Raw genomic sequence first — 26,953 nt, forward strand, 5'->3', positions numbered from 1 at the left:
ATTGGAGCATGTCCATTCGCTGCTATATCCCGACCACATTGACAGCAATTCGCCGAGGGCTCGGCTCCGTGCACGCGGTCGCCCCCGATTCCCAGGGTCGAGAATTGGGCGGGGATGAACTCGAAGCACGAGAATTCGACGCCCTGTGCATCGCAGCCGCACTTGCCGCCACTCAGTCCTTCGAAGCCGCTGGTGCAGGCGCCCGAGAATCTGCACCGGATCCGGGATCCGAACGCGGGTCGGGCGCTGTTTCACCGCGAGCCGTCATCGCCTACGACGCACCCGATTCGAGCTCTGGCGAAGGTTTGGCCGAAGGTTTCGAGTTGTTTACCCTTCCCGAGGTGGACATGACATCAGTCGCCAGCATCCACCTCGACGAGGTCGAGATCTGGGAAGAAGCTGCCGACATCGCCGCCGACAGGGGACACGAAGCAGCGGAGGACCACCTCGGCGACTCCGATCTTCTCTGGTACGACGCGACCGAGCTTCCCGAGCTGCTGCGCGAACGCGGCTGAGTCCGGATCAGCCCGGGCTGATCAAGCCAGCGTCTCAGAAGTGTTCGAGCTTGGCCAGACGGTCGGCAAGTCGCTTCTCAAGAATGGGCACGACGGCCTGTTCGATCATCGACCCGAAGAGGGGAATCGAGGAACTGATCTCGGCGCGCACCGACAGCGAGGTTCCCGAACCATTGCGAACCAGCGCGATGAGCGCATCGATCTCAACGGGAACTCCGGCTGCATGGGCGGTCATTCGGATCTCTGCGTTGTCGCCGATGACATCGCCGGGAATCATATAGACCTCGACGAGTTCGGCATCCGCCGGAAGGCGAGAAGCCAAGGTGGAAGGCATTTCACTCTTGGGCATCGGCGTCTTCACCGTCACCTCGGTGTCGGGGTCGATCCGCTCGGCATGTGCCTCAGATCCCAGTGACTGCCAGGTCGAGACATCGGCAAGTTGGAGGAGAAAATCCAACAGAGCCTCCGAGTAATCATGGTTGAGTGTCAGAGTTCGCATGGCTCCAGTTTGCCAGGAGTTCAGCGTCGTGGCGCGGTATGGCTGTCGGCGTGCCTTTCTCCGCATTTGAGCATAGTGTGGGTGGTGGCGGTTCGACGTCGAACCGCTGTAAATTTTGCGCGCTGATCATAGAGGTGACATGGTGTCTCAGGTCTCATATTCGGACATTGCAGAAGAGTGGAGGAAGCAGAGGGGACAAGGTGCCCCGGAGAACTTCATCGAAGCGTATTATCCGCGTTTCGAACCTGGCACTTCCGAAGCGGGAACAGAGGCGCTGGCCGCAGCGGCCGCCTCACACTACGCTCTAGGACTTGAATACGACGGCAGATCACCGGTGATCTCCATCTACAACCCGGATGTCGACTCTCCCGAGTTCCGTGATAACCACACTGTCATCGCCATGGTCCTGACCGACATGCCCCACCTCGTGTCCTCGATCGTCAGCGATCTGGCCACCAGCGGTCGTGCCATCCGTCAGGTCCACCACCCCATCATCGCCGTCGAGGGACAGGGCTCGGACCTGTCCGTGCTGTCTCGGGCCGAAGCCCCAGCGGTCTCTGCCGATACCGCTGGCATCCCTCTCGTATCCGAACCCGCCGAGGCGAGCGGATCCCTCCTCCCGCAGCAGCAGTCCTGGATCCGCCTCGAGATCGATCGACTTCCCGAAGAGGATCTCGCAGGGCTCGAAGACCAGCTGCGCAACGTCCTCGACTACGTTTCAGCCGCGGCCAACGACGCCAGCGCCATGGCGATCCGGGCCAAGGACATTGCGAAGGAACTGCGGGCGCAGCCGCCACGTTCAGAGCTCGCCTCCGAAGCCGAGGCAGCCGCCGAGCTGCTCAACTGGCTTGACGGCCACTTCACCTTCCTCGGATACCGCGAATACGACTACTCTCATGATGAGAGCCAGAGCAGTCTCGAACCGATTGAGCACACGTCCTTAGGCATCTCCACTCTGCGGCCGCTGGTGAAGTCGCCGCTGAGTCGGGCCGTGGCCGATAAGGCCAATGAACCGCATGTGCTGGTGCTGACGAAGGCTAACTCACGTTCACGCGTGATCCGTGCGTCATTCATGGACTACATCGGGGTCAAAACCTTCGACTCGGCCGGTGAGATCGTCGGAGAGCGCCGCTTCGTCGGCGTCTTCAAGCCCGAGTTCTACAACGACAGCGTTCTCAACATCCCGGTCATCAACCGCAAGGTGCGCAAGATCCTCTCCGCCAGCGGATTCCCCGCAGGATCGCATTCGGCGAACGAACTCCTGGGCGTCCTCGAGACCTACCCGCGCGATGACCTCCTGCACGACGAGACTACGACGATCTTCGATGTCGTCATGCAGATCGTCGACATGCAGGAACGTCGCCAATCACGGGTCTTCGTCCGCCGTGACCCCTACCAGCGGTTCGTCTCCGTCATCCTCTACCTGCCCCGCGACCTCTACGACACGGCGGCGCGCATGCGAGTCCAAGAGGTGCTGCGGAAGTTCTACCGCGCTGAGAGCGTCGACTTCGATGTGCTGTTGACCGAATCCGCACTGGCCCGCATTCACTTCGTGGCCCGTGTCGCCCGTGACGTGGAACTGCCGCAGATCGAACCAGAGACCGTGGAGAAGCGGATCGTCGGCGCAGTGCGCTCCTGGTCCGAAGACGTCCATGCTTTCCTCGCCCCCACAGAGCGAGGTGACAGCGACAGCTCCGTTGCACGCGCAAACCGGTGGTCGAAGGCCTTCCCACCCAGCTACGAAGAACACCATTCTCCGACCGACGCCATCGCCGACGTCGCCCGGTTCGAAGCGCTGGAGGCCGGTGACGGTCCCGCTGTGCGCCTCTACAGTCCCGAGGAATCCGGCGATGCCACAGTGCGCCTGGCCCTCTACCGCAACGAACGCGTCGGGTTGTCGGAAGTGCTGCCGTTCCTCACCGCCTTCGGAGCGACCGTACTCGACGAACGCCCGCATGAGCTGGACCTCGTCGACGGGTCACACCGCTACATCTATGACTTCGGACTCACCTTCCCCAAAACACTTGATGACGGTGACTGCGAACGGATCTCCGATGCGTTCATCGCCGGTTGGGAGGGCAAGAAGGAAGCCGGAGTCTTCGATCGCCTCGTCGTCTGTGGAATGCACTGGAAACACGTGACGATCATCCGCGCACTGGGCAAATACCTGCGCCAAGCCGGCTTCACCTATTCCGACGCCTACGTCGGCGAGGTCTACAGTGACAACCCGGAGATCTCACGACTCCTGGTCGACTACTTCTTCGCGAAGTTCGATCCCTCCGCTGACGGAGCCGGACGCGAAGACAGGATGGTCGAACTCAACGAGTCGGTCGAATCGGCACTCAGCGATGTCGCCAGTCTCGACGCGGACCGTGTCCTGCGGTCTTCTCTCGAACTGCTGCGCGCCACAGTGAGGACGAACTACTTCCTCGACGAGACCGGTGAGCTGCCGACGGCGCTCGTGCTCAAGATCCGCGCCAACGAACTCAGCTTCGTGCCCAAGCCCAAACCAGCACTCGAGATGTGGGTCTACTCGCCTCAGGTCGAAGGAGTGCACCTGCGCTTCGGCACAGTGGCCCGTGGCGGTCTGCGGTGGTCTGATCGTCGTGACGACTTCCGCACAGAGGTCCTCGGTCTGGTCAAGGCACAGATGGTCAAGAACGCACTCATCGTGCCGACCGGCGCCAAGGGAGGATTCTTCCCCAAGCAGCTGCCTCCGATGACTGACCGGGACGCGTGGATGGCCGCCGGCCAGGCCGCCTACGAGGTCTTCATCGGAAGCCTCCTCGAAGTCGCTGACAACCTGGTCTACGGCGCGACCGGCGCCCAGGAGGTCGTCCATCCCGAGCGCGTCGTCCGACACGATGGAGATGACTACTATCTGGTCGTCGCTGCCGATAAGGGCACCGCTCGCTTCTCGGATGTGGCCAACGCGATCGCCGAACGCCGCGACTTCTGGCTCGGCGACGCCTTCGCCTCCGGCGGATCCGTCGGCTACGACCACAAGAAGATGGCCATCACCTCTCGCGGTGCTTGGAAGTCCGTGGAACGACACTTCCGTGAACTCGGGGTCAACACCGCCGCCGATGACTTCACAGTCGTGGGCATCGGAGATATGAGCGGTGACGTCTTCGGCAACGGTATGCTCCGCAGCGAACACATCCGCCTCGTCGCGGCCTTCGACCACAGGGACATCTTCCTCGACCCGAATCCGGACGCGGCACGCAGCTTCGTGGAACGCAAGCGTCTCTTCGACCTGCCGCGCTCAAGCTGGCAGGACTACGACCGGGAGCTCATCTCCACCGGAGGCGGAGTCTTCCCCCGATCGGCGAAGTCCATCGACCTCAGCTCCGAAGCTGCGGCCGTACTGGGGCTCGAGCCCGGTAAGCGCAGCCCCGCCGAGCTGATGTCACAGATCCTCAAAGCCCCCGTCGATCTCGTCTACAACGGCGGCATCGGCACCTACATCAAGTCCTCAGACGAGAGTCATGCGGATGTCGGGGACAAGGCCAACGACTCCATCCGCATCGATGGCCGTGACGTGCGCAGCCAGGTCGTCGGAGAAGGCGGCAACCTCGGTGTGACCCAGCTGGGCCGTGTCGAAGCGGCACTGAACGGCGTGGCGATCAACACCGATGCCGTCGACAACTCGGCAGGCGTGGACAGCTCCGACCATGAGGTCAACATCAAGCTGCTCCTGCGCACCCTGCTCCACAAGGACGCCTTCGCAGCAGAGGATCGCGAACATGTGCTGCTGTCCTTCACCGACGACGTCGCCGACCGGGTGCTGGCCAACAACTACGCACAGAACGTCGTCCTCGGTGAGGCTCGAGCTCAGACGGAGTCCATGTCGGGCACCTATGGTCGGATGCTGAGCTACCTGGAGAAGAACGCCGACCTCGATCGTCAGGTCGAGTTCCTGCCCGATGCGCAGGAACTGACCAAGCGTGAGTTCAGCGCCTATGTCTCCCCGGAACTGGCGGTTCTCCTCGCCTACGCCAAGATGCATGCCGCCGATGAGATCCTGGACAGCGTGGTTCCCGATGAGGAGTGGATGAAGCGGGAACTGACCTCCTACTTCCCCGACTCCCTTGTCGAGAAATACGGAGAGCTCATCCCGGAACACCCCCTGCACCGAGAGATCGCGACAGCCAAGCTCGTCAACCGGATGATCGACCGCGGCGGACTCACCTACGTCTACCGGATGCTGGAAGAGACCCCCGCCTCGGTGCCGCAGATCGCCCGTGTCTTCGTCGTCGTCTCCGAGATCTTCGGACTCGATGACTTCTTCGAAGCGGTGTGCGCACTCGACAACAAGGTATCGACCGAGGTCCAGGTCCAACTGCAGCACGCCTATGTGCGTCTGCTCGATCGGTCTTCGCGCTGGTTGGTGCAGCAGGCACCGGACACCCTCGACGTCGATTCCGGCATCGAGCGCTACGGCAATGTCGTCGCAGCTCTGCGAGCCCGCGTGCCCGATCTCGTCGACGGCTTCGACGCCGAGAGCATGAGGGCAACGGCACAGGGCTACATCGATGAAGGTGTGCCGAGCGAACTCGCATGGCGCGCCGCAGCCCTGCTCGACGAGTTCGTGCTTCTCGACATTGCCCAGCTGTCTGCCCGTGCGGGTGAATCCGCAGAGGACGTCGCTGAACTCTACTATGCCGTCAACGACAAGTTCTCCGGTTCGCAGGTGCTCACTCTCATCGGCGATCTCGACCGCAGCGACCGGTGGTCGGCCCTGGCACGGGGCTCGCTGCGCGATGACTTCTACTCATCGATCCTGTCGGTGGCCGGCACGGTCCTCGTCGCGACGGACTCGCCGATCTCCGGGACTCCACATGAGCGAGCCGGTCAGCGTCTGACCGAGTGGCTCGAACGCAATGAGACCGTGGCCGCACGGGTGCTGGATACGACCGAGACGATCCTCGGACTCGAGACCGTTACCCAAGCCCCGCTGTCGGTGCTGCTGCGCATGATGCGCGGTGTTGTCCGCTCCTCGGCATGGGAATCGGAGCAGGCCGTCTGAGCAGTGACCCCAACAGATCAGTGATAGCGTCAGATGATCGCTGACGTCGACAGACTTTGCGGGCTTGGAGCCTGCGGGTCTGTCGGCGTCTGTGCCGCCATCATCGGCCTGTGCCGTTGCCCACCCGGAAGAAGAACACAGTGCTCAACGAACTCCTGGCCGCCGAAGGCATCACCGACGAAACTGATGTCGAGTACATCCACCTGTTGGTGGGGGACTGGCAGCTCATCTCCGACCTGTCCTTTGCCGACCTCGTCCTGTGGGTGCCCTCGGCCAGTGGTGCCCATACAGTGGTAGCGCATTCGCGTCCGACCACCGGTGCGACCCTGTTCAATCGCGACCTCATCGGAGCCCGAGCCACCGGACTCGAACGGGAGCTCCTGGACACGGCAGCGAGCTCACATGAGCTCGTGACGAAGGTGGCGCAGGCAAAATCGCTGGGCGTCAACGCCGGCACCGATGACACGGAAGTATCCGCCGAGGCGGTGCCCCTCGTCCGCGACGGAGCGACGATCGCCATCATGGTCCGGTACTCCGAGGAGATCCGTCGTCGCGGTTCGTCACGTCTGGAGAAGTTCTACACACAGTCCGCGATGTCGTTGCTGACCATGATCGCGCAGGGTGCTTTTCCCGACCGTGATGCTCCCAGCGGTGCACGACACGGCGAACCGCGCGTCGGAGACGGCATCTTCATCCTCGATCGTGACTCCCACGTCCAATACGCCTCCCCGAATGCGGTCTCACTCATGCACCGCTTGGGCCACCGCGGTGAGATCGAAGGGGACTACCTCGCTGAGGTGGTCTCGAGTCTGAGCACGGAGCTGCGTCAGGTCGATGAGACGCTTCCGCTCGTGCTCACGGGTCGCGCCCCCTGGCGGACCGAGCTCGAGGTCGGTCGGACGAGTGTGTCGCTGCGGGCGATCCCACTGACCGATGCCGGCACTCGCACCGGCGCGATCGTCCTGGCTCGGGATGTCTCGGAGATCAGACGACGCAAGCGAGAACTGCTCTCACGCGATGCGATGATCAAAGAGATGCACCATCGGGTCAAGAACAACCTGCAGACCGTTTCGGCACTGCTGCGTCTGCAGACTCGTCGGATCGACAGCCCCGAGGCGAAGGGTGCTCTGACGGAGGCGATGCGCCGAGTCTCGATCATCGCCGTCGTCCATGACGTGCTCAGCCAGGGAGTCGAATCGGAGGTGGACTTCGACGAGGTCGTCGACAAGGGGCTGCGCCTGACTCCCGAGCTGACGAGTCCACTGGTCCAGATCAGCCTCAAGCGCTGCGGCAGCTTCGGCACCATCTCTTCAGCGGACGCCACCTCATTGGCCCTGGCGATCACTGAGCTCATCACCAATGCGATCGAGCACGGGTTCCCGGTCGCTGAGCAGGAGAACCTCGCTCCGGGCGAGACACTCACCGGACATGTGTGGGTGACTCCGGAACGTGAGGGCGATCACCTGCATGTCACGATCGCCGACGACGGTGTGGGACTGGGGGAGGACCACAGTCCCGGCAACGGGCTGGGCACACAGATCGTGAAGACCCTGGTCTCTGCCGACCTGGCGGGTTCGATCCAATGGCAGGAACGCGAGGGCGGCGGGACCGTGGCGATTCTCGATGTGCCCCTGCGCCCCGATTCCTACGACTGAAACCGGCAGGACTCGGCCGAAATCAGCGGCTTAACAACAAAACACCCTGCGACCAACGAATCACCCCTTGGCAAAGGGGTGATTCGGCACTAACGGTGCGGAGTGCACTGGCTGTGGGTCGGGTGCGGACACGATTGAGTCCCTTGCTCAGAATGCGAAGATCTCGTATTCCGAGCAAGGGACTCAATTGGCGAATATCTGCGACCGCCTGTCTCCAGCTGCTGAAGGACTCAGCCAGCGCGGCGGGCACGTGCGGCGCGACGTTTGAGCGCACGACGCTCATCTTCGCTGAGACCGCCCCAGACACCGGCATCCTGACCGGATTCCAGAGCCCATTGCAGGCAGGTCTCGACTACTTCACAGCGGCGGCATACAGTCTTAGCCTCTTCGATCTGAAGCAGGGCGGGACCGGTGTTTCCGATCGGGAAGAACAGTTCCGGATCCTCATTGAGGCATGCTGCACGATGTCGCCAATCCATGGTGACCTTTCGACGAATTAGGTGAACGCGGTTTACGACACCCAAATTCCAGGCGCGCAACTCTCTTACCCAAGGTTCACATAACCGTTTTGGGCACACAAGGGTAATGCAGTGTGAAATTTCTGACAAATATTTTGTTCATTGTCCTGCTATGGGGCCCTCGACGCAAATTCGTCCACTATGCGTCTCTCTCGAGGCGGCAGGCGCGATGACATCATGATGCGACCTTCCTCCGAGGTGTGCGACGTTCACGGCTAGACTGGCGATGAAACGACTGGTCACCTTGGCGGGGGCTCCAATCACCGCTGACTCAGTCGAACACGAGAATCTGAACTCAACGTGAACCAATGGAGGACTCATGACAATGGACAACCTTTCCCAGGCACGCATCATCTCTGTCGGCGGGCACACCCCTCAAGTCGATCCCGGTGCGTTCATCGCAGCCGGTGCCACCCTGGTCGGGGACGTGAGGGTGAAGAAGGGCGCGAGCGTCTTCTACGGCTGCGTGCTCCGAGCTGAAGCCGCCCCGATCACCATCGGCGAGGACTCGAATGTGCAGGACAACACGGTCATGCACACAGATGAGGGCAAGCCAGTCGTCATCGGTGCACGGGTCTCCATCGGCCATCAGGCTCTTGTCCATGGGGCAGTGGTCGATGACGACGTCCTCATCGGCATGCACGCCACCGTCCTCAACGACGCGCATGTGGGCTCCGAATCGCTTGTCGCCGCAGGCGCGATCGTCCTGGAAGGCACCGAGATCCCACCCAGGTCACTGGTAGCAGGAGTCCCGGCCAAGGTGCGTAGGGAGATGACGGACGACGGCATTGAGAAGGTCCGCCAGAACGCTCAGTCATACCTGCGTCTGTCAGCACTGCACCGAGATACTGCCGAAGTCATCGACGGACTCTGAGCCACCTCGGGCTATGCGAGGTCTTGAGTCTCACACTCTTCGAGTGGTGCTTGAGACCCTGTTCGTTGAGGGTTGTCAGAACCGAGGCGTCCATTCGCTCTGTCGTCCGCTATTTGAGAGAATTGCTCTGTGAACACTGAATTTGAATCCACTGGAGATCGAGTTGTCATCATCGGTGGTGGCCCGGGCGGATACGAAGCCGCACTGGTTGCCGCCCAATTGGGTGCGGACGTGATGCTGGTCGAGCGCAACCGCTGCGGTGGGGCCGCTGTGCTCACCGATGTCGTTCCGTCGAAATCACTCATTGCCACGGCCGAGATGATGGAGGAGATCGGCCGCTCTGAGAGCTTGGGCATCCGCATCTACGACAGCGAGGGCGATGACGGCGATACGGTCGTCGCGGACCTCAAGGCCGTCAACAAACGCATCCTGTCCCTGGCTGACGCCCAGGCCAATGACATCTACGAAGCCCTGGTTCGAGCGGGTGTCAAGGTGATCCAGGGATCTGCGACCCTGGCTGACCGCGATCATGTCAACGTCGTCGAAGAGGGCGGTACAGAATACACGCTCGAGGCTTCGACGATCCTCCTGTCCGTGGGCTCTCATCCTCGTGAACTCGACTCGGCGAAGCCAGACGGAGAGCGAATCCTCTCCTGGACACAGCTCTATGACCTCGATGAGATCCCCGAACACCTCATCGTCGTCGGCTCAGGTGTCACCGGTGCGGAATTCGCGTCTGCCTACCGTGCGCTGGGAACGAAGGTCACGCTGGTCTCCTCCCGTGAGAAGGTCCTGCCTGGTCAGGACGAGGATGCTGCCGATGTGCTTGAGTTCGTGTTCCGCAATAAGGGCATGAATGTCCTCTCTCGGTCGCGCGCCGACTCAGTGAAGCGGACCGAGAAGGGCGTCGAGGTGACTCTGTCGGACGGCCGCCGTGTCGAAGGGTCACACTGCCTGATGGCCGTCGGTTCCATCCCGAACACCGAAGGCCTTGGCTTGAGCGCCGCGAAGGTCAGGGTCGCCGAGTCCGGTCATATCAAGGTCGACGGCGTTTCGCGCACCTCTCGCTCCGGCGTTTACGCAGCAGGTGACTGCACCGGTGTGCTACCCCTGGCCTCAGTGGCGGCCATGCAGGGGCGGATTGCGATGTTCCATGCGCTAGGCGATGCCGTGCAGCCGCTGAAGATTCGCCACGTGGCATCCAACGTGTTCACCGCCCCAGAGATTGCGACCGTCGGCTTCACCCAATCCGACTACCGGGAGAATTCGACCGACATCGATACGGTGATGTTGCCCCTGGACACGAATCCTCGCGCCAAGATGCTTGGCATCAAGGACGGATTCGTCAAGCTCTTCGCCCGCCGAGGCTCTGGCTCGATACTGGGCGGAGTCGTCGTCGGTCCTCGTGCCAGTGAGCTCATCCTGCCGATCACCATGGCTGTGGAGAATCGCCTGACAGTCGATCAGCTCTCCGCTTCATTCGTCGTCTATCCGTCGGTGAGCGGATCCCTGACAGAGGCATCACGGCAGCTGCACCGCCACCTGTAGAAGTTTTCTCTCTCCGAACTGTCGATATCGGGACCAGTCACCCGTCAGTATGGTGTCAGGCACCTTCGCTTGACGTGCTCAGCAGATGCTGGCGCACAACTGTCATAAGGAGAGAGATATGAAGTACGCACTTCTGCTCATGGGAAATGTTGCCGATGCCGAATGCGGTGCAGACGAGGGACCCGATCCCAGTGAGTTCATGGCCTTCGATGAGGAGATCAACGAGGCGGGCATCGTCGTCGGAGGATTCGCCCTCGAAGGTCCTGAGACCGGTGTGCGCGTCAGGAGGGCGGCCGCTGAAACTGTCGTTACCTCGGGACCGTTCGCAGAAAGCAGCGAATTTGTCGGCGGTAGCTATATCATCGAGGTCGCGAATATCGACGAGGCGATCGCGTGGGCGGAGAAGAGCCCGGGTTCGGCTCTTGGCCACATCGAGATACGGCCTCTCGCCGATTACTGATGGTCTCTGCAGACAGGGCCGAGCGGCCGGCAGTCGCCGCGATTCTTCATACAATCGATGTTGAGGATCGTGGGCGACTGCTTGCAGCTCTGGCAGCGAAATTCCATGATCTCGACCTCGCCGAGGATGTCCTCCAAGAGGCCATGGTGCGGGCCTTGGAGACCTGGACTCAACGTGGTGTGCCGCAGAATCCGCAGGCATGGCTGATGACTGCTGCGAAAAATCGGGCACTCGACATCATCCGCTCCGATGTGGTGAAGGCGCGTCGACTCGCCAGACTTCGGATCGAATCCGAAGCCGACACCGGTGATCATGTCGACCACGCGGTCCGCCTCGGCGAAGAGCTGAGCTCGGTGAGCATTCCCGATGAGCGACTTGGCCTGTTCTTCACCTGCTCGCACCCGACGCTGAAGGAACGGGAGAAGATCGCCCTCATCCTGCGCTTCCTGGCCGGTCTGAGCACCGCCGAGGTGGCGGCAGTCTTCCTCGTGGATACGACGACCATGCAGCAGCGTATCGTCAGAGCCAAGAAACGGATCACCACGACGGGAATTCCTTTCGGCGCACCCACTGTGGAGCAGCTGCACGAGCGCCTTCCCGGGGTCCTGCGGGTTGTCTATCTCATCTTCACCCAGGGGTTCACACCCACGACAGGTGTCGACCACAGCCGAATCGATCTGCAGCGGGAGGCAATAGCATTGGCGCGGCTGCTCGTGACGGCGTTGCCGCAGGTGACCGAGGCCAGAGGTCTGCTGTCGCTGCTGCTGATCACGGGTGCGCGAGCCCCGGCACGAACTGACTCCGCCGGGGCGCCAGTGCCCTTGGCCGAGCAGGATCGCAGGCTGTGGGATTCGAAGCTCATCGCCGAAGGGCTGGGGCTGGCGCTCACCGCCGCGAGTGAACCAGAGGCCGGCTCGTACACAGTCCAGGCCGCGATTGCGGCCCTGCACGCTGAGGCCGCCACCTATTCGGAAACCGACTGGGCGCAGATCCTCGTCCTCTACGGACTTCTCGCAAGACTCGAGCCTGGGCCCGTCGTGGAGCTCAATCGGGCCGTGGCCAAGGGAAAGGCGAAGGGCCCCGAGGACGGGCTCACGGCGCTCGAGGAGCTGGCCGCGGAACCAGGGTTGGAAGGGTATCGCCCCTTCCACATCGCACGGGCCCTGACATTCGGTGAGCTGGGGATGCCGGAGCTTGCAGAAGCGGCATTCAGGAAAGCGCTGGACTGCCCGGGGAATGATGCCGAGTCCGACTACATTGAGAATCAGATCAGGGATCTGCTCTCCTGAGATTGCTTCAGGCTGCGAATCGGATGATCGGTTCGCCTGACCTCACCGAGACACCGGAATCGACGAGCACCTCGGAGACGGTGCCGGAATGACCGGCCTTGAGCGGCTGCTCCATCTTCATCGCCTCGATCACGGCCAGGGTGTCACCGGCTTCGACAGTGTCACCGGCTGCTACGGAGACTGACACGATCGTGCCCTGCATGGGTGCGTTGAGCGAGTTCGAGTCGTCGGCCAACGAAGCGCCCTTGCGGCTGAGGCTGCGTTTGCGGCGCGGCACACTCGGGCTCGGGACATGCCCGAGGTCGGAGATGACGTCCTTGGGTACCGAGACGGTCATCCGGCGGCCATCGACTTCGACCACAACACTGAAACTATCGGCTGCTGTGCTCATCTGATCTCCTGGTTGAGGGTCGGCAAGTGGATTGACGAAAGTAGTTTCGAGCCAATTGGTCCAGACGTCGAAGTCCTGGGCAAAGGCCTTCTCCGCGAGGAGTACGCGATGGAGGGGAAGCAGGGTCGTTACGCCCTCGATGCGGTACTCATCCAAGGCCCGTCGAGCGCGCGCCAGAGCCTGGTTCCTGTCGGCTCCGGTGATGATGAGCTTGGCCAGCATCGGATCGAAGTCCGTGCCGACGACGCTGCCTTCGCCGATGCCCGAGTCAAGGCGTACGCCCGGCCCGGCCGGAGTCCGGTAGTTCTTCACCGTACCCGTGGCGGGGAAATACGTCGTAGGGTCCTCGGCATTGATACGGAACTGAATCGAGTGACCGCGAACCTGCGGGAACGCCTCCGGAAGGTGTTCTCCCGAGGCGATGCGCAGCTGCCAGGCGACGAGGTCGACGCCTGTGACCTCTTCTGTCACCGTGTGCTCGACCTGGATCCGCGCGTTGGCCTCCATGAAGATGATCGTGCCGTCGGTGCCCAGGAGGTATTCGCAGGTGGCCGCCCCGACATAGCCGACATGGGCGAGAACGCGGCTGGAGGCCTCGGTGACGAGTCGCTCCTGATCGGGGGTGAGGAACGGCGCTGGGGCCTCCTCGACGATCTTCTGATTTCGGCGTTGCAGGGTGCAATCGCGGGTGGAGAGGACCTGCACGTTGCCGTGGGCATCGGCCAGACACTGGGTCTCGATGTGGCGCGGGCGCACGATCTGCTTCTCAATGAGGCATTCGCCGCGTCCGAAGGCGCTGAGTGCTTCACGGGTGGCAGCGGTGTAGGCAGTCTCGAGGTCCTCGGCTGCGGCGCACGCGCGAAATCCGCGTCCGCCGCCTCCGTGCACGGCCTTGATGACGATCGGATAGCCGATCCTGTGGGCCACCTCGGCGGCCTCTGTCAGATCTGCGACGGCTCCGTCGGAGCCGGGAGCGACCGGAGCTGAGACAGCCTCAGCGACCTCCCGAGCACCGGACTTGTCACCCAGGAGCTCGATCGCCGACGGGGGAGGACCGATCCAAGTCAGACCGGCATCGATCACGGCCTGAGCGAACAGGGCGTTCTCGGCCAGATATCCGTAGCCGGGATGGATCGCATCGGCTCCGGAGCGTTTGGCCAGGGCGAGGATCTTGTCCATGTCGAGGTAGGTCTCCCCGGGACCGGCTCCGTCGAGGAGCCATGCGTCGTCGGCCAGATGCACGAAATCCGCGTCTGAATCCGCGCGGGTGTAGACGGCGATGGCTTTGACACCGAGGTCGTGGGCCGCACGAATGATGCGCAGTGCGATCTCACCGCGATTGGCGATGAGGACGCGGCGCACAGCAGCTGTGGGGACGCGGGTGTGCAATGGTGCAGTCGACTGTTCGGGGAGAACTGTGGTCATGGCGCTCCTTTGTATGATCACAGAACAATTTAGAGATCGACGCCAAGTGTTTGTAGGTCAGGGATAAAAACTTCGGCCGAAAACTTCAAAGGCTTCGGGCGTGTCCGTCTGCCCTCAGCGATTCTACTCGCGTGGTGACCACAGATCAGGCCAGAACAGGCCCGAGTCGCGGACAAGATCACGGATCACAGGGAGGCTGAGGCCGAGGACGGTGAGATGGTCGCCTGCAAGGCGTTGGACGAACGCTCCTCCGTACCCGTCGATGGTCAGTGCACCGGCTACGTGGAAGGGCTCCTCGGTCGCGATGTACGCCTCGAGCTCCTCAGGAGTGGGCTCGCCGATGAGCACCGATGTCGTCGATCGCTTCGAGCGGATGTCGACGAGCTCGAAATTCACCGTCGACGAGTTTGCACGTCTGAGCACGGCGAGCGTGTGTCCCGAGTGCAGCTCGGTCCACGCCCCTGCTATGTCCGCCCACACCTCACGTGTGCGTTCGGCTGTTCCGGGCTTGCCGATCGCTTTGCCTTCATGTTCGAGCAGCGAGTCCCCGGCAATGATCACTGCGGTATCCGCTGCGGCCAGCTGCGCGGGAGGGGAGGCGAGCACACGGTCGATGACGGCACGCGCCTTCGCCTCGGACAGGGCCGTGGTGAGATCCGCGACAGAGCCCGCGAAACGTGACTCTATGGCGGACTCGTCGACCTTGGAGACGATGATGATCGGATCGATTCCCGAAGCGGTGAGGATCTCTCGGCGGGAAGGGGACTGTGAAGCCAGGACGACAGGGATCACAAGGCTGCCTCAGCTTCGGGGACAGGATCGGCGTCTGTCTCAGGTTCCGTCTCCGCCAGCGCTGCGGGGACCGGCCTGCGTGCGCCCTCGCCCTTCTCCGGGATGTCGAGGCTGCGGTCGACCTCGATGGGGGCTTCGATGCGATCGGCGATTGCTGCGAGAACGGTCGAGGACAACTGGGCATAGCCCAAAGTGCTGGGGAACCGCCCTGACTCGTTGAGCAGTGATCTGCGTGTGGTCCCACTCAGCGAACCGGTGGCTCGCAGCGGAGTGGCGCGGGCAGCCAGGGCCGCCAGCCACTGCGAGCCGGCGAGCACTCGGGAAGTCCTTCGCAAGGACGTTTTAAGTGGGTCCCGCAGGCCCGGAAGGCCGCCGAGGTTGGGGCAGACCAAGACGAAGACGGTATACCTGCCCTCTCTCTGGAGTCGATTGATCGCCTGATTGAGCACGGGAATGCCGATGGTGCCGTGAATCGGGTGGATGATGTCGCCGGTACCGATGGAGATGATCGCGAATCGACGCTGGTCGGTCCAGGAGTCAGAGAGCTGGCGCGAGAGCCAGGCGGAGCGCAGAATCTCATCGACTTGCCGCGGCAGGTCTTCGGACAGAGCTGAGGGGCGCGCGGTTGATTGGACGCGCACGGTTGTGCCCAGGATGCGGCCAAGCCCCCGGGCGATGAGGTTAGGCGGAGCCATCGTCGGGTCGTCGACATCGATTCCGCAGAGCCATGAGTCGCCGATGATCGCCAGCGCGGCGGAATCCTCGTCGTCGTAGTTGCGTGGGGGAGCGACCGCCTCGGCGAAGGTGGAATACGCCCGCTGGGCGTCGTCGTCGAACGCTTTGCGAAGCGCGCCTGCCTGGTGGCGGAGGAGACCAACGGCCGACGCGCCGACACCTACAACGGTCCCCGTCATGGTGGCCAAGGTGTACAGCATGCGTTTTCCCACGAAATTCCCTCCTTTAACCGTCATCATTGCACTTGTCCGAGCTTCCCAACAACTATTGTTGAGTTATGTCTGACAATGAGAAGAAGCAATCCCCGAATCGGTTCCGTGGGGCCTGGGAAGCGTTCCGTAGGGGCCGCAGCGACGGCCGTTCCAAACCTGCCGAGCAGCCTTCGCGTGTTCAGGACGTCAGCGCTGAGGAGATCGCGCACAGCCGCATCGAAGCCGAAGCCGTCCCCTATGTGGCACCGGGTCTCAAGCTCGCTGCCGCGTGGTCCTGGCGTTCACTTGTCGTGCTCATTGCCATCGGAGTCGCATTCTGGCTGCTGGCGAAGATCTCGAGCGTCGTTCTGCCCGTGCTCATCGCCCTCCTGCTCACGGCCCTCCTCGCACCGTTCACCAACTGGATGGTGAAGAAGGGGCTGCCCCGCGTCGCCGCCGCTCTCATCGCCTTCCTCGGGTTCATCGTCGTCGTCTCGGGACTCTTCACCCTGGTCGGACAGCAGATCTACTCGGGTATGCCAGACCTCGTCGATCAGGTGATCACAGGAATCGCCGGCATCAGCGACTGGTTGGCCAGCAGGCCCTTCGGTCTGGACGCGTCGACGGTCACCCGTTATATCAACGATTCACTCGATGCGGCCACGAACTTCTTCCAGAACAACAGTTCCCAGCTTCTCGGCGGAGCATTGCAGGCGACGTCATCGGTCGGCACCTTCCTCACCGGTGCCGCGGTGTGCCTGTTCGCGACCTTCTTCTTCCTCTATGACGGAGAGAAGATCTTCCGCTGGGCCATGCGTCTGCTGCCGCTGCCGGCTCAGCCAGTCGCCACCGGAGCGTCGGAGCGTGGCTGGACCACCCTCGTCCAGTATGTGCGTGTCCAGGTCCTCGTGGCCGGTGTCGACGCCATCGGCATCGGCATCGGTGCGGCCTTCCTCGGGATCCCCCTGGTCATTCCGATGACGGTGCTCGTGTTCCTGGCCTCGTTCGTCCCCGTTGTCGGTGCGATCGCCTCGGGCGTCGTGGCTGTGTTGGTGGCCCTGGTCTCAAGCGGTCCTGTCAGTGCCCTGATCATGCTGGGCGTAGTCCTCGCCGTGCAGCAGATCGAGAGCCAGGTCCTGCAGCCCTTCCTCATGGGCAAGGCCGTGTCCGTCCACCCCTTGGCAGTCATCCTCGCGGTGACCGGTGGTGGCTTCCTGTTCGGCATCGTCGGCGCACTGTTCGCTGTTCCTCTGGTCGCCGTCCTCAATACGGTGGTGACCTACATCGTCCGTGCCAAGAATCCGACCAGTGCCTCCGATCGTGAAGGGGATGAGGCAGCGGCCGTTCTCGAGCGAGCAAAGGAAAAGCTCGATGCCGCTGTCCACGAGGCTGCGGTCGAGTCATCTGAAGGTGACGCGACGAAGGGCGACACTCGGACCGACTGAGTGGGGCCGAGCCGGTGGATCAGCACAATGAATGAAGCAGCAGCACAATGAATGAAGCAGTGGGCGGGTGATGATCACCCGCCCACTGCTTCATTCTGCTTGGTGGCTGAACCCGTTCGGGTCCATCGATCAGCCGGAGAAAGGCTCGATGCCCGTGACCTCGACCTTGATCTCCTTGCCGTTGGGAGCTTCGTAGCTGGTCTTTCCTCCGACGGCGACACCGAGCACCGCGGCGCCCAGTGGGGACTTCTCCGAAAACACGTCGATATCCGAATCGCCGGCGATCTCACGGCTGCCCAGCAGGAACCGCATCTCGTTTCCGGCCACCTTCGCGGTGACGACGGAACCGGGGGAGACGGTTTTTCCATCGCTGTCGCTGGATCCGACCTTCGCGGACTGCAGGAGCAGCTCGAGCTGGCGAATGCGAGCCTCCTGTTTGCCCTGCTCCTCGCGCGCCGCGTGGTAGCCGCCGTTCTCCTTCAAGTCACCCTCGTCGCGGGCGGCTTCGATCTTCTCAGCAATCTCTGCACGTCCCGGTCCGGAGAGGTGTTCAAGTTCCTGCGACAGGCGGTCGAAGGCTTCCTGAGTCAACCATGTTTCTTCCTGGGTGACATCCTCGGTCATGACTTCTCCTTCTTCGGTTCGGTGCACTGACAGGCGCGTCAGGCAACGAAAAACCGGGCGTTGGGTACGCCCGGATGTTGAATGAAACTACAGTCTAACGCATCTGCTCGCGAAAACGATGATCTCCGTCACGCGCGCTTACAGATGTTGTGGGCGGTGTGTTCGTGTCGGATGCGAGGCGCATCGTGCTCCACAGGAAGCGTGCAGAAGTTGCTATTCGAACCAGCAGGCGTCGGCGTGCCCGGACGACGCGAATTGTGTCGTGGCCAGATCGACGTCCATCTGTCTGGGCGAGTTGGGGTCGGCGGCGGGATCGGCCGGGAGCGTGATCTCGGTGAAGCCGACAATGGCCTCATTATCGTTCGTCGCCTGCACGATGCAGTGAACATCCCGATCCTGATCAGGAAATATTGCCACTGTGACCTGTGTTAACGAAGAGTCGACAACTGAATAGTCGAGTGTCTTGGGGGTCGTGGGACTGGTCTGTGGACGAAATGCCACAAACGCAATCGCGATGATCAGGGCAGAGACGATGACGACGGCGATGATCTTGGCTGTTTTTCCGAGATGCCGTTTGGGCTCGCGGACACGGCCGTATCGATCATCATGCAGTGGCTTGTCCACTGTTACCTCAGTCATTGAATTCCTCATCTACGAACATTGCGCACTAATCTAGAGTAGTCGATCCGTCTCCTGCGATCATTTCAGCCATTGCGCAGGAAACGGAACGTCACCAGGCTGAATCGAAAGGGACACACCAAACATGACTTCGCTTCCGTACCATGGACTGCGTCTGCTGACGGTTCATGCTCATCCTGACGACGAATCCTCGAAAGGTGCGGCCACGAGTGCGAAGTACGCGGCACTCGGAGCTCGAGTCCTCATCGCCAGCATGACCGGTGGTGAAGCCGGAGACATCCTCAACCCTGCACTGCTGCAGAGCCCGAAGGCCAGCCGCGATATCGCGGGCCTGCGTCGCGAGGAGATGGCCACGGCCGCAGCGGCTCTGGGCGCCGAGCACGTGTGGGTCGGTCACGTCGATTCAGGACTGCCCGATGGTGACTTCGACAACCAGACGCCTCCCGGCTGCTTCTACCGTGTCCCCGACGAGGTGGCCATGCTGCCCCTGGTGCACATCATTCGCAGCTTCCGACCTCAGGTTGTGACGACTTACGACGAGCTGGGCGGGTACCCTCACCCCGATCACATCAAAAACCATGCCGTGACGATGGCGGCTGTGGCGGCCGCAGCCGACCCGGAGAAGAATCCGGAACTCGGCGAACCGTGGCAGGTCGAGAAGGTCTACTTCAATCAGGACCTGTCCGCGAAGAAGTGGGTGACCATCCACGAGAAGATGACAGAGGCGGGTCTCGAGTCGCCCTTCGCCGACCACATCGAGGACTTCAAGAAGCGCGATGCCCAGCGGGTCAACTGGTTGAGCACGACGATCGACTGCGCGGAGTTCTTTCCCTCACGTGATCGTGCTCTTCTCTCTCACGCCACACAGATCGACCCGGAGGGCGGGTTCTTCTCCGCCTCGCGTAAAGCCGCGCGGACGTATTGGCCCACGGAGGAGTTCGAACTGGCTGTCGACAACACCGGCCGGACGCCTCTGACTCCCGGCGTTGATTTCCAAGAGACGGACCTCTTCGCCTCGGTGACCATGGATGATGGCCGCAAGGTGCCGGCAGAGGGCATGCTTCCTGCATCACCAGACGAAGACGACTACGACGAAGTGACAGGTGAGAGTGCATGAATCTGGCTGCAGCGCAGGGCGCGACCCCCAGCGGAGGCCCTGACCCCGATCTGGTCACTCCCGGCACGATCGGCTTCCTGTCGACTTTGGTGATCGTCATCTTCGTGATCTTCCTCATTCGTGACGCGCTCAAACGAGTTCGGCGTGTGCGCGCACGGGCCCATGCCGATGATGCGTATCCGATCCCGATGCGCAAGCATGCTGTGCCCAACCAGTCGAAGCTCTCAGGCGAGTCTGCACCGGTCGCGGAAGAGGAATCGTCGCCGGTCGAGACCGAGAATTCGAAGACAGAGGACGGCGACGCCGGGCAGGGCGAACCAGAGCAGAGCGTCGAGCAGCACAAGCCCTTCAGCTGAGTACGAGCCCAGCCGGCAGCAGGCGCCTAGTAGGCGGCCACCGCGGCGACAAGGAGTGCGGCAAGATGGCAGCCGTAGCCGGCGATAGTGAGGATATGGAAGATCTCGTGGAAGCCGAGCCACTTCGGTGAGGGATTGGGCTTTTTGATTCCGTAGATCACGGCACCGACGACATAGCAGACTCCGCCTGCCACGACGAGGATTCCCACTGCGGGATTGCTCGCCCAGATCTGGGGGATGTAGCCGACTCCGGCGACGCCGAAGCCCACATAGATGGGAACGAAGAGCCACCTCGGCGCGGTTGTGAAGATGGTCCTGAAGGCCGCCCCCAGAATGGCTGCGCCCCAGAGGACGGACAGGAGCAGGATCGTCTGGTCTGTGCGCAGGGTCAGCACCGCCAGGGGCGTATATGTTCCCGCGGTGATGAGGAAGATGTTCGCATGGTCGAGTCGGCGCAGGATCAGTCGAGCCCGAGTGCGCCACCGTCCCCGGTGGTAGACAGCGGAGGTCCCGAAGAGCAGCATCCCGGTGATGGCGAAGATCGCGGCGGCGATCCGCGATTCGATGGTGGGGGAGATGATGACAAGAGCCAGGCCGCCGACCATCGCCAATGGAAAGGCTGCGGCATGGAACCAGCCACGCAGCTTGGGTTTGACCTGACCGGCCAACTTGTCCAACTCACGCCGCAGAGCCGAGCGCCTGCGGGCAATGTGCACAGGGTAGCCGGACCGCGACTCAGCTGAGGGTGTGGAGTCGACTGACCGCTGACCTTCGGAGCCGGGTGAAGATGGTTCAGTGACTGGAGCGTTCATGGTTCCAGGATATCGACCTCAGCTGAGGGAACGTGCAACGCCACCGCCGGCGGAGCCGACGACGACGTGAAGCCGTTCGGGATAGTACTGTGTAAGGTGGTCGAACCGACCGGATATCGAGTGTGAAAGAGGACAGTGTGGCGCGACCGGTGAGCCTGCTCTACCGTCTCTATGAGCGGCGGCTCCTGCGCGAGCTGGACAAATCTGTACCCGTGCCCAGGCACGTCGGTGTCATCACTGACGGCAACAGGCGCTGGGCGAAGGAATTCGGTGCCACCACCGCCGACGGGCACCGGGCCGGAGCAGAGAAGATCGTCGAGTTCCTCGGCTGGTGCGACGAGATCGACGTCGATATCGTCACTCTCTACGTCCTGTCCAAGGAGAACCTCGCCAGATCTGCCGAGGAGGTCGAGGTCCTCATCGAGATCATCTCCGATCTGGTTGAGAAGATCGCGGCACTCAAGGGCGTGCGTGTGCAGTTGGTCGGGGACCTGGAGATCCTGCCACCTGGCCTGCGGGCACGTTTGGAAGCGGCCACATCGACGGGGGACTGCCAGATGCGCGTCAACGTCGCCGTCGGCTACGGAGGACGGCAGGAGATCGTCAACGCGGTGAAGTCGCTGCTGCGTCTGCGCACGGATGAGGGCACAGACCTGGAGACGATCATCTCCGAACTCTCCCCGCAGCAGATCAGCGAACATCTCTACACCAAGGGTCAGCCGGACCCTGACCTCATCATCCGTTCCTCCGGTGAGCAGCGCCTGTCCGGGTTCCTCATGTGGCAGAGCGCCTACTCGGAGTTCTATTTCTGCGAAGCGTACTGGCCCGACTTCCGTCGCACCGACTTCCTACGTGCGGTCCGGGACTACGGACTGCGCCAGCGGCGCTTCGGAAAATAGGTCTCGGGCACACCTCGGTTCATGCGAAGTTCACGCCCACGACTCTCCCGAACACGCGTGCCGTCACTCAGTCGGCATCGGTTCGGGGATAGGTTGGCAGTAGTTGGTCGACACCAACCCGAGATCAGGGGGATGTCAAGACTCGGATCTCGGCGGTACTCACGCCACAGGGGTCCTCATGACCGCACATATCCACACTTACGTTCTCGACACTTCGGTGCTGCTCTCAGATCCGGGGGCACTGTTGAGATTCGCAGAGCACCATCTCGTCATTCCGCTTGTCGTCGTCTCCGAGCTCGAAGCCAAACGCAATCATCCGGAACTCGGTTTCACTGCTCGCAAAGCACTGCACATCCTCGATGACTTCCGATCCGAGTTCGACCGGCTCGATGAGCCGATCCCCGTCGGTGAAGCCGGCGGCACATTGCGGGTCGAACTCAATCATGTCGATGCATCGACGATGCCGATCGGCTTCGATCGTTCGGAGAACGACACTCGTATCCTCGCCGTGGCCCGAAATCTGGCCGCTGAAGGCCAGGACGTCATCGTGGTCACGAAGGACGTTCCGATGCGTGTGAAGGCCTCGGCCCTCGGGCTTCACGCCGAGGAGTATCTGGCGGAGCTGGCCACCGACTCCGGGTTCACGGGGATGAGTGAACTGTCGCTGGACGAGGCCGAGATGTCGCAGTTCTACGAAGAGGGGTGGACCACCACCCAAGCGGTCTCCGATGAGGTCGTCAACACCGGCGTCGTCATCACCTCACCTCGTGGCTCCGCACTCGGTCGTGTCCGCTCGGGCAAGCGGGTGTCGCTGGTTCGCGGTGATCGTGACATCTTCGGTGTCCATGGCCGCTCCGCCGAGCAGCGAGTAGCCATCGACATGCTCCTCGACGATGCGCTGGGAATCGTATCCTTGGGAGGTCGAGCCGGAACGGGGAAGTCCGCACTCGCGCTCATGGCGGGCCTGCAGAAGGTGCTCGAGGAGAACAGACATTCGAAGATCATGGTCTTCCGCCCGATCTATGCCGTAGGCGGCCAGAGCCTCGGGTTCCTGCCCGGCAGCGAGGGCGAGAAGATGAACCCGTGGGCAGAAGCGGTCTTCGACACGCTCGGAGCTCTGGTCAGTAAGAACGTCATCGAAGAGGTGATGAACCGTGACTTGCTCGAAGTTCTGCCGCTCACCCACATCAGGGGCCGGTCCCTGCATGATGCGTTCGTCATCGTCGACGAGGCACAGTCGCTGGAACGCAACGTGCTGCTGACTGTGCTCTCTCGCATCGGCATGAATTCGAAGGTGGTGCTGACCCACGACGTGGCTCAGCGAGACAATCTTCGAGTGGGTCGACATGACGGCGTCGCGGCGGTGATCGAGAAACTCAAGGGCCATGACCTCTTCGCCCATGTCACCTTGACCAGGTCGGAGCGCTCCGAGATCGCAGCCCTGGTCACCGATGTGCTCGAGGAGTTCGATCCCTTCCGCTCCTAGTCTGCGCAGCACGCACCGGCGACTCGATAGCCGACGGCGGCGTCGATAGCTGACTTCAGCGTCGATAGGCGACCGTGGCCTTGAAGGGCGAGTTCAGGGAGTCTGCTCTCGACGCCGCGGTGTGCGCTCGGTGAGGTGAATGCGAGGGGCCGGTTGCCAGGAGAATGTGATGTCCTGGCAACCGGCCCCTGTGCTGTGAGACTTATCTGCTGTGTGGCCTACTTGCAGTCTGAGTGACTTACTTGTAGTCACCGATCATCGTGGTGACTTACTTGTAGTCGCCGATCATCGTGGTGACATCGAGTGCGCTGTCGAGGTCAGCCTCGGTGATGGAGCCGTCGGAGACGAAGCCGAGATCCATGGTGGCTTCCTTGACGGTCATCTTGTTGGCCACGGCGTGCTTGGCGATCTTCGCCGCCGATTCGTAGCCGATGACCTTGTTCAGCGGAGTCACGATGGAGGGGCTCGCCTCGGCGAGGAAGCGGGCGCGCTCCTCATTGGCCTGGAGCCCGTCGATCATCTTCTCGGCCATCACGGTCGAGGAGTTCGCGAGCAGTCGAATGGATTCGAGCAGATTCGACGCCATGACAGGAATGCCGACGTTGAGCTCGAAGGCGCCGTTTGTCGACGACAGCGCAACAGTGGTGTCGTTGCCGATGACCTGGGCCGCGACCTGGATCGTGGCTTCGCAGATGACCGGGTTGACCTTGCCTGGCATGATCGAGGAACCGGGCTGCAGGTCGGGGATGGCGATCTCGCCGAGGCCGGTGTTCGGTCCCGATCCCATCCACCGCAGATCGTTGCAGATCTTCATATAGCCGTAGGCGATCGTACGCAGCTGACCCGAGGCTTCGATGAGTCCGTCGCGGTTGGCCTGAGCCTCGAAGTGGTTGCGTGCTTCCGTGATGGGAAGCCCGGTCTCTTCGGCGAGGATCTCGACGACGCGTGCGGAGAATCCGGCAGGGGTGTTGATGCCGGTGCCGACGGCAGTTCCGCCCTGTGGGACCTCAGCGACGCGGGGCAATGACGCCTCGATGCGCTCGATTCCGTAGCGGACCTGGGCAGCATAGCCGCCGAATTCCTGCCCCAGCGTCACCGGGGTGGCATCCATGAGGTGGGTGCGGCCCGACTTGACGATCTGGGCGAATTCCTTCGCCTTCTTCTCCAGTGAGGTCGCCAAGGTCTCCATGGCCGGGACCAGCGTATTGACCAGTGCCTTGGTCACGGCGACGTGCACGGAGGTGGGGAACACGTCGTTTGAGGACTGCGATGCGTTGACGTGGTCATTGGGATGAACGTCGATGTCCTGGGATTCGAGGGCCTTCGTCGCCAGGGAGGCAAGAACCTCGTTGGTGTTCATGTTCGACGATGTTCCCGAACCTGTCTGGAACACGTCGATGGGGAAGTGGGCGTCGTATTCGCCGGAGATGACCGCCTCGGCGGCCTTTTGGATGGCTCCGGCCCGGTCAGCATCGAGGACTCCGAGTTCCAGGTTGGCCTTCGCAGCTGCCTTCTTCACCTGGGCCAAAGCGGCGATGTGCGCCGATTCCAGGGTCTTGCCGGAGATCGGGAAGTTCTGCACGGCGCGCTGTGTCTGCGCGCTGTACAGGGCATCTTTGGGTACTTTCACTTCTCCCATGGTGTCGTGTTCGATGCGAAATTCTTCGCTCATAGTTGTCCTTTCCGACAAGGTGTCTGGGCTGTTAGTCATTGTTCATCGGCCGCAGATGCGGCCGTGGTCAAGCGAAGCGGGTCGAGACCGCGTCTTCGTCACCGCCGTGCTGCGCGACGACCGTTGTGCGGCCGTCATGCAGCTGGTAAGTCAGGCCGACGATGATGAGGCGACCTTCTTCGACTGCGCGGGAGATGATTGCCGAGAGCTGCATGATCTTCTCCACCGTGTCCATGGTGTTCTGCGCGACCGTCTCATTGACGGTTGTGCGGTTGTTCTTGCGAGCTCTGGCCACAGTAGGGAGGATCCGGGCCACGACGTCGGAGATGAACCCGGGGGGAGTCTCTCCGGTGTCGTAGGAGTTGTACGCCGCCGTCACCGCGCCGCAATTGTCGTGACCGAGCACGACAAGTAGGGGAGTGCCGAGAATCTCGACCCCATACTCGAGGGAGCCGAGGGTCACGGGATCGACGACCTGTCCGGCATTGCGCACGACGAACATGTCGCCGAGGCCGACGTCGAAGATCATCTCCGCTGCGACTCGAGAATCCGAACAGCCGAAGAGGGTGACGAAAGGCATCTGGTTGTTCGACAGTGCCTCACGCCGCGCGGTGTCCTGATTGGGGTGCTGCGGGACATCATCGACGAAGCGATGGTTGCCTTCGAGCAGACGTTTCCAAGCCTCGTTCGGCATCAGAGAGATCCTCACTTCCGGTTGTCAGGCCAGGGATCGAATCGGTGGTGTCCGAATTCGACAGTGACCGTGGTGGATATCAAGGGGTGGGCTCAGATGAGTCCTCGGCGGGCTGCCTCCTCGGCGGCCTCCACGTACGAGTGGGTCTTCGCTGCTTGATGCTCGGCGAAGACCGAACGCACGGTTCCCGACTTCGAGCGCATGACCAGCGAGTGAGTGGTGACGTGTCCGCCGTCGAACTTCACACCGTCGAGCAGGTCGCCGTTGGTGATGCCTGTGGCCACGAAGTAACTGTTGTCACCGGTGACGAGGTCATCGGTGTTGAGTACCTTGTCGACGTCGAGCCCGGCTGCAGCCGCAGCCTCACGCTCGGAATCGTCCTGTGGCCACAGACGGCCCTGGATGACTCCGCCCAGTGCCTTGATTGCGCAGGCGGTGATGATGCCCTCGGGGGTGCCGCCGATTCCCATCAGCATGTCGACACCGGTACCGGGACGGCAGGCGGCGATTGCACCGGCGACATCACCATCGGTGATGAGCTGGATGCGTGCCCCTGCGGCTCGGATCTCGTCGATCATCGTCTGGTGGCGCGGACGATCGAGGATCATCACGGTCACAGAAGCTGGATCATTCGTGCCTTTGCCCTTGGCGACGCGGCGGATGTTCTCTGCCACAGGCAGGCGCAGGTCGACGGCATCGGCGGCAGCAGGGCCGGTGACGAGCTTCTCCATGTAGAAGACAGCCGACGGGTCGTACATGGCGCCGTCTTCGGTGACTGCCATGACCGAAATGGCGTTGGGCATCCCCAGCGCGGTCAGACGGGTGCCGTCGATCGGATCGACGGCCACATCGCAGTGGGGGCCTCCGCCGTCGCCGACCTGCTCACCGTTGAAGAGCATCGGCGCTTCGTCCTTCTCGCCTTCTCCGATGACGACTCGTCCGGCCATGCGGACGGTCGAGATTACGTTGCGCATTGCGGCGACAGCGGCACCGTCGGCAGCGATCTTGTCGCCGCGGCCCACCCAAGGAGCGGCTGCAATAGCGGCGGCCTCGGTGACTCTGACGAGCTCGAGGGCGAGGTTGCGGTCGGGAGCGTCGGCTCCGACCTGAGCTTTCTGGGACCAGGCATCCGTCACAGCGACGGGAGGAGCCTCGGCATCCACTCGGCCTCGGTCATGATGAGATTTCACGTCAGCAGATTCATTGGAGTCACTCATAGGTCCAATTGTGCCACCCCACACGTTCGGCGCCGACATCGGGACGATTTCGCGCCGCTACTGTGGCCACC

Annotated in this window: 23 protein-coding genes; 12 read left to right on the forward strand and 11 right to left on the reverse strand. The window is 62.3% G+C overall.

All coding sequences use genetic code 11. The features are described from left to right. The first annotated feature begins 8 nt into the window (after positions 1–8). A complete protein-coding gene (locus FO013_RS03920; protein ID WP_143921253.1) occupies positions 9–515 on the forward strand; it encodes a DUF6912 family protein in 507 nt (168 codons plus the stop codon). Positions 516–549: 34 nt separating this feature from the next. Here FO013_RS03920 and FO013_RS03925 read toward each other — a convergent pair whose 3' ends face one another. Beyond that, on the reverse strand, positions 550–1,014 hold the full coding sequence (locus tag FO013_RS03925) for a DUF2505 domain-containing protein (protein ID WP_143921254.1): 465 nt from the start codon (positions 1,012–1,014) through the stop codon (positions 550–552). 139 nt (positions 1,015–1,153) lie between these two features. Here FO013_RS03925 and FO013_RS03930 point away from each other — a divergent pair, with 139 nt between their 5' ends. Next, on the forward strand, positions 1,154–6,043 hold the full coding sequence (locus FO013_RS03930; RefSeq protein ID WP_143921255.1) for an NAD-glutamate dehydrogenase: 4,890 nt from the start codon (positions 1,154–1,156) through the stop codon (positions 6,041–6,043). Positions 6,044–6,183: 140 nt separating this feature from the next. Next, the gene (locus FO013_RS03935) at positions 6,184–7,698 is read left to right on the forward strand and encodes a sensor histidine kinase (RefSeq protein ID WP_143921461.1); all 1,515 of its coding nucleotides are present in this window, start codon (positions 6,184–6,186) and stop codon (positions 7,696–7,698) included. A gap of 230 nt (positions 7,699–7,928) precedes the next feature. Here the strand turns inward: FO013_RS03935 and FO013_RS03940 are convergent, their stop codons facing one another. Next, positions 7,929–8,177 (reverse strand): WhiB family transcriptional regulator, encoded by a 249-nt coding sequence (locus FO013_RS03940; RefSeq protein ID WP_009884680.1) that lies wholly within the window; start codon positions 8,175–8,177, stop codon positions 7,929–7,931. Positions 8,178–8,535: 358 nt separating this feature from the next. Between FO013_RS03940 and FO013_RS03945 the strand changes: the two genes are divergently transcribed. From FO013_RS03945 to FO013_RS03960, 4 genes are all read left to right on the forward strand, one after another. Next, positions 8,536–9,090 carry a gamma carbonic anhydrase family protein gene (locus tag FO013_RS03945; protein ID WP_143921256.1) on the forward strand — a complete coding sequence of 185 codons (555 nt, stop codon included), beginning with the start codon at positions 8,536–8,538 and terminating at the stop codon, positions 9,088–9,090. A gap of 129 nt (positions 9,091–9,219) precedes the next feature. Beyond that, positions 9,220–10,638 (forward strand): NAD(P)H-quinone dehydrogenase, encoded by a 1,419-nt coding sequence (locus FO013_RS03950; protein ID WP_143921257.1) that lies wholly within the window; start codon positions 9,220–9,222, stop codon positions 10,636–10,638. A 118-nt stretch (positions 10,639–10,756) separates the two neighbouring features. Further along, entirely contained in the window at positions 10,757–11,098 is a 342-nt protein-coding gene (locus FO013_RS03955) for a YciI family protein (protein WP_143921258.1), read from the forward strand. Beyond that, complete coding sequence (locus FO013_RS03960) at positions 11,098–12,387, forward strand: RNA polymerase sigma factor (RefSeq protein ID WP_143921259.1); 1,290 nt, start codon at positions 11,098–11,100, stop codon at positions 12,385–12,387. Before FO013_RS03955 ends, FO013_RS03960 begins: the two co-directional genes overlap by 1 nt. A 7-nt stretch (positions 12,388–12,394) precedes the next feature. Here the strand turns inward: FO013_RS03960 and FO013_RS03965 are convergent, their stop codons facing one another. The 3 genes from FO013_RS03965 to FO013_RS03975 form a co-directional block, all read right to left on the reverse strand. Further along, positions 12,395–14,203 (reverse strand): acetyl/propionyl/methylcrotonyl-CoA carboxylase subunit alpha, encoded by a 1,809-nt coding sequence (locus tag FO013_RS03965; protein WP_143921260.1) that lies wholly within the window; start codon positions 14,201–14,203, stop codon positions 12,395–12,397. Positions 14,204–14,326: 123 nt separating this feature from the next. Then, positions 14,327–14,995 (reverse strand): Maf family protein, encoded by a 669-nt coding sequence (locus tag FO013_RS03970; RefSeq protein WP_143921261.1) that lies wholly within the window; start codon positions 14,993–14,995, stop codon positions 14,327–14,329. Next, positions 14,992–15,942 (reverse strand): SGNH/GDSL hydrolase family protein, encoded by a 951-nt coding sequence (locus tag FO013_RS03975; RefSeq protein WP_260847982.1) that lies wholly within the window; start codon positions 15,940–15,942, stop codon positions 14,992–14,994. Before FO013_RS03975 ends, FO013_RS03970 begins: the two co-directional genes overlap by 4 nt. Positions 15,943–16,007: 65 nt before the next feature. On the opposite strand from FO013_RS03975, the gene FO013_RS03980 reads away from it, so the two are divergent. Next, positions 16,008–17,366 (forward strand): AI-2E family transporter, encoded by a 1,359-nt coding sequence (locus FO013_RS03980; protein ID WP_143921262.1) that lies wholly within the window; start codon positions 16,008–16,010, stop codon positions 17,364–17,366. Between the two features lie 129 nt (positions 17,367–17,495). Here the strand turns inward: FO013_RS03980 and greA are convergent, their stop codons facing one another. Together greA and FO013_RS03990 are read right to left on the reverse strand one after the other, a co-directional pair. Further along, positions 17,496–17,990, reverse strand: coding sequence for a transcription elongation factor GreA (gene greA / locus FO013_RS03985; RefSeq protein WP_143921263.1), 495 nt, complete (start codon positions 17,988–17,990; stop codon positions 17,496–17,498). Between the two features lie 213 nt (positions 17,991–18,203). Then, the gene (locus FO013_RS03990; protein ID WP_260847983.1) at positions 18,204–18,629 is read right to left on the reverse strand and encodes a DUF4307 domain-containing protein; all 426 of its coding nucleotides are present in this window, start codon (positions 18,627–18,629) and stop codon (positions 18,204–18,206) included. Positions 18,630–18,753: 124 nt separating this feature from the next. On the opposite strand from FO013_RS03990, the gene mca reads away from it, so the two are divergent. Both mca and FO013_RS04000 read left to right on the forward strand, forming a co-directional pair. Next, positions 18,754–19,746 (forward strand): mycothiol conjugate amidase Mca, encoded by a 993-nt coding sequence (gene mca, locus FO013_RS03995; RefSeq protein WP_143921264.1) that lies wholly within the window; start codon positions 18,754–18,756, stop codon positions 19,744–19,746. Next, a complete protein-coding gene (locus tag FO013_RS04000) occupies positions 19,743–20,102 on the forward strand; it encodes a hypothetical protein (RefSeq protein WP_143921265.1) in 360 nt (119 codons plus the stop codon). Before mca ends, FO013_RS04000 begins: the two co-directional genes overlap by 4 nt. A gap of 26 nt (positions 20,103–20,128) precedes the next feature. On the opposite strand, the gene trhA is transcribed toward FO013_RS04000, so the two are convergent. Then, entirely contained in the window at positions 20,129–20,914 is a 786-nt protein-coding gene (gene trhA, locus FO013_RS04005; RefSeq protein ID WP_143921266.1) for a PAQR family membrane homeostasis protein TrhA, read from the reverse strand. 137 nt (positions 20,915–21,051) lie between these two features. On the opposite strand from trhA, the gene FO013_RS04010 reads away from it, so the two are divergent. After that, the gene (locus FO013_RS04010; protein ID WP_143921267.1) at positions 21,052–21,813 is read left to right on the forward strand and encodes an isoprenyl transferase; all 762 of its coding nucleotides are present in this window, start codon (positions 21,052–21,054) and stop codon (positions 21,811–21,813) included. Positions 21,814–21,991: 178 nt separating this feature from the next. Then, on the forward strand, positions 21,992–23,299 hold the full coding sequence (locus tag FO013_RS04015; RefSeq protein ID WP_143921268.1) for a PhoH family protein: 1,308 nt from the start codon (positions 21,992–21,994) through the stop codon (positions 23,297–23,299). 268 nt (positions 23,300–23,567) lie between these two features. Here FO013_RS04015 and FO013_RS04020 read toward each other — a convergent pair whose 3' ends face one another. The 3 genes from FO013_RS04020 to glpX form a co-directional block, all read right to left on the reverse strand. Beyond that, positions 23,568–24,971, reverse strand: a complete 1,404-nt coding sequence (locus FO013_RS04020; RefSeq protein WP_143921269.1) for a class II fumarate hydratase — start codon at positions 24,969–24,971, stop codon at positions 23,568–23,570. 67 nt (positions 24,972–25,038) lie between these two features. After that, positions 25,039–25,665 carry a carbonic anhydrase gene (locus tag FO013_RS04025; protein WP_143921270.1) on the reverse strand — a complete coding sequence of 209 codons (627 nt, stop codon included), beginning with the start codon at positions 25,663–25,665 and terminating at the stop codon, positions 25,039–25,041. A 92-nt stretch (positions 25,666–25,757) separates the two neighbouring features. After that, a complete protein-coding gene (glpX, locus tag FO013_RS04030) occupies positions 25,758–26,882 on the reverse strand; it encodes a class II fructose-bisphosphatase (RefSeq protein ID WP_009883708.1) in 1,125 nt (374 codons plus the stop codon). Positions 26,883–26,953 lie beyond the last annotated feature (71 nt).

Origin of the sequence: Brevibacterium aurantiacum (assembly GCF_007558825.1) — a bacterium.
Lineage (GTDB): Bacteria > Actinomycetota > Actinomycetes > Actinomycetales > Brevibacteriaceae > Brevibacterium > Brevibacterium aurantiacum_A.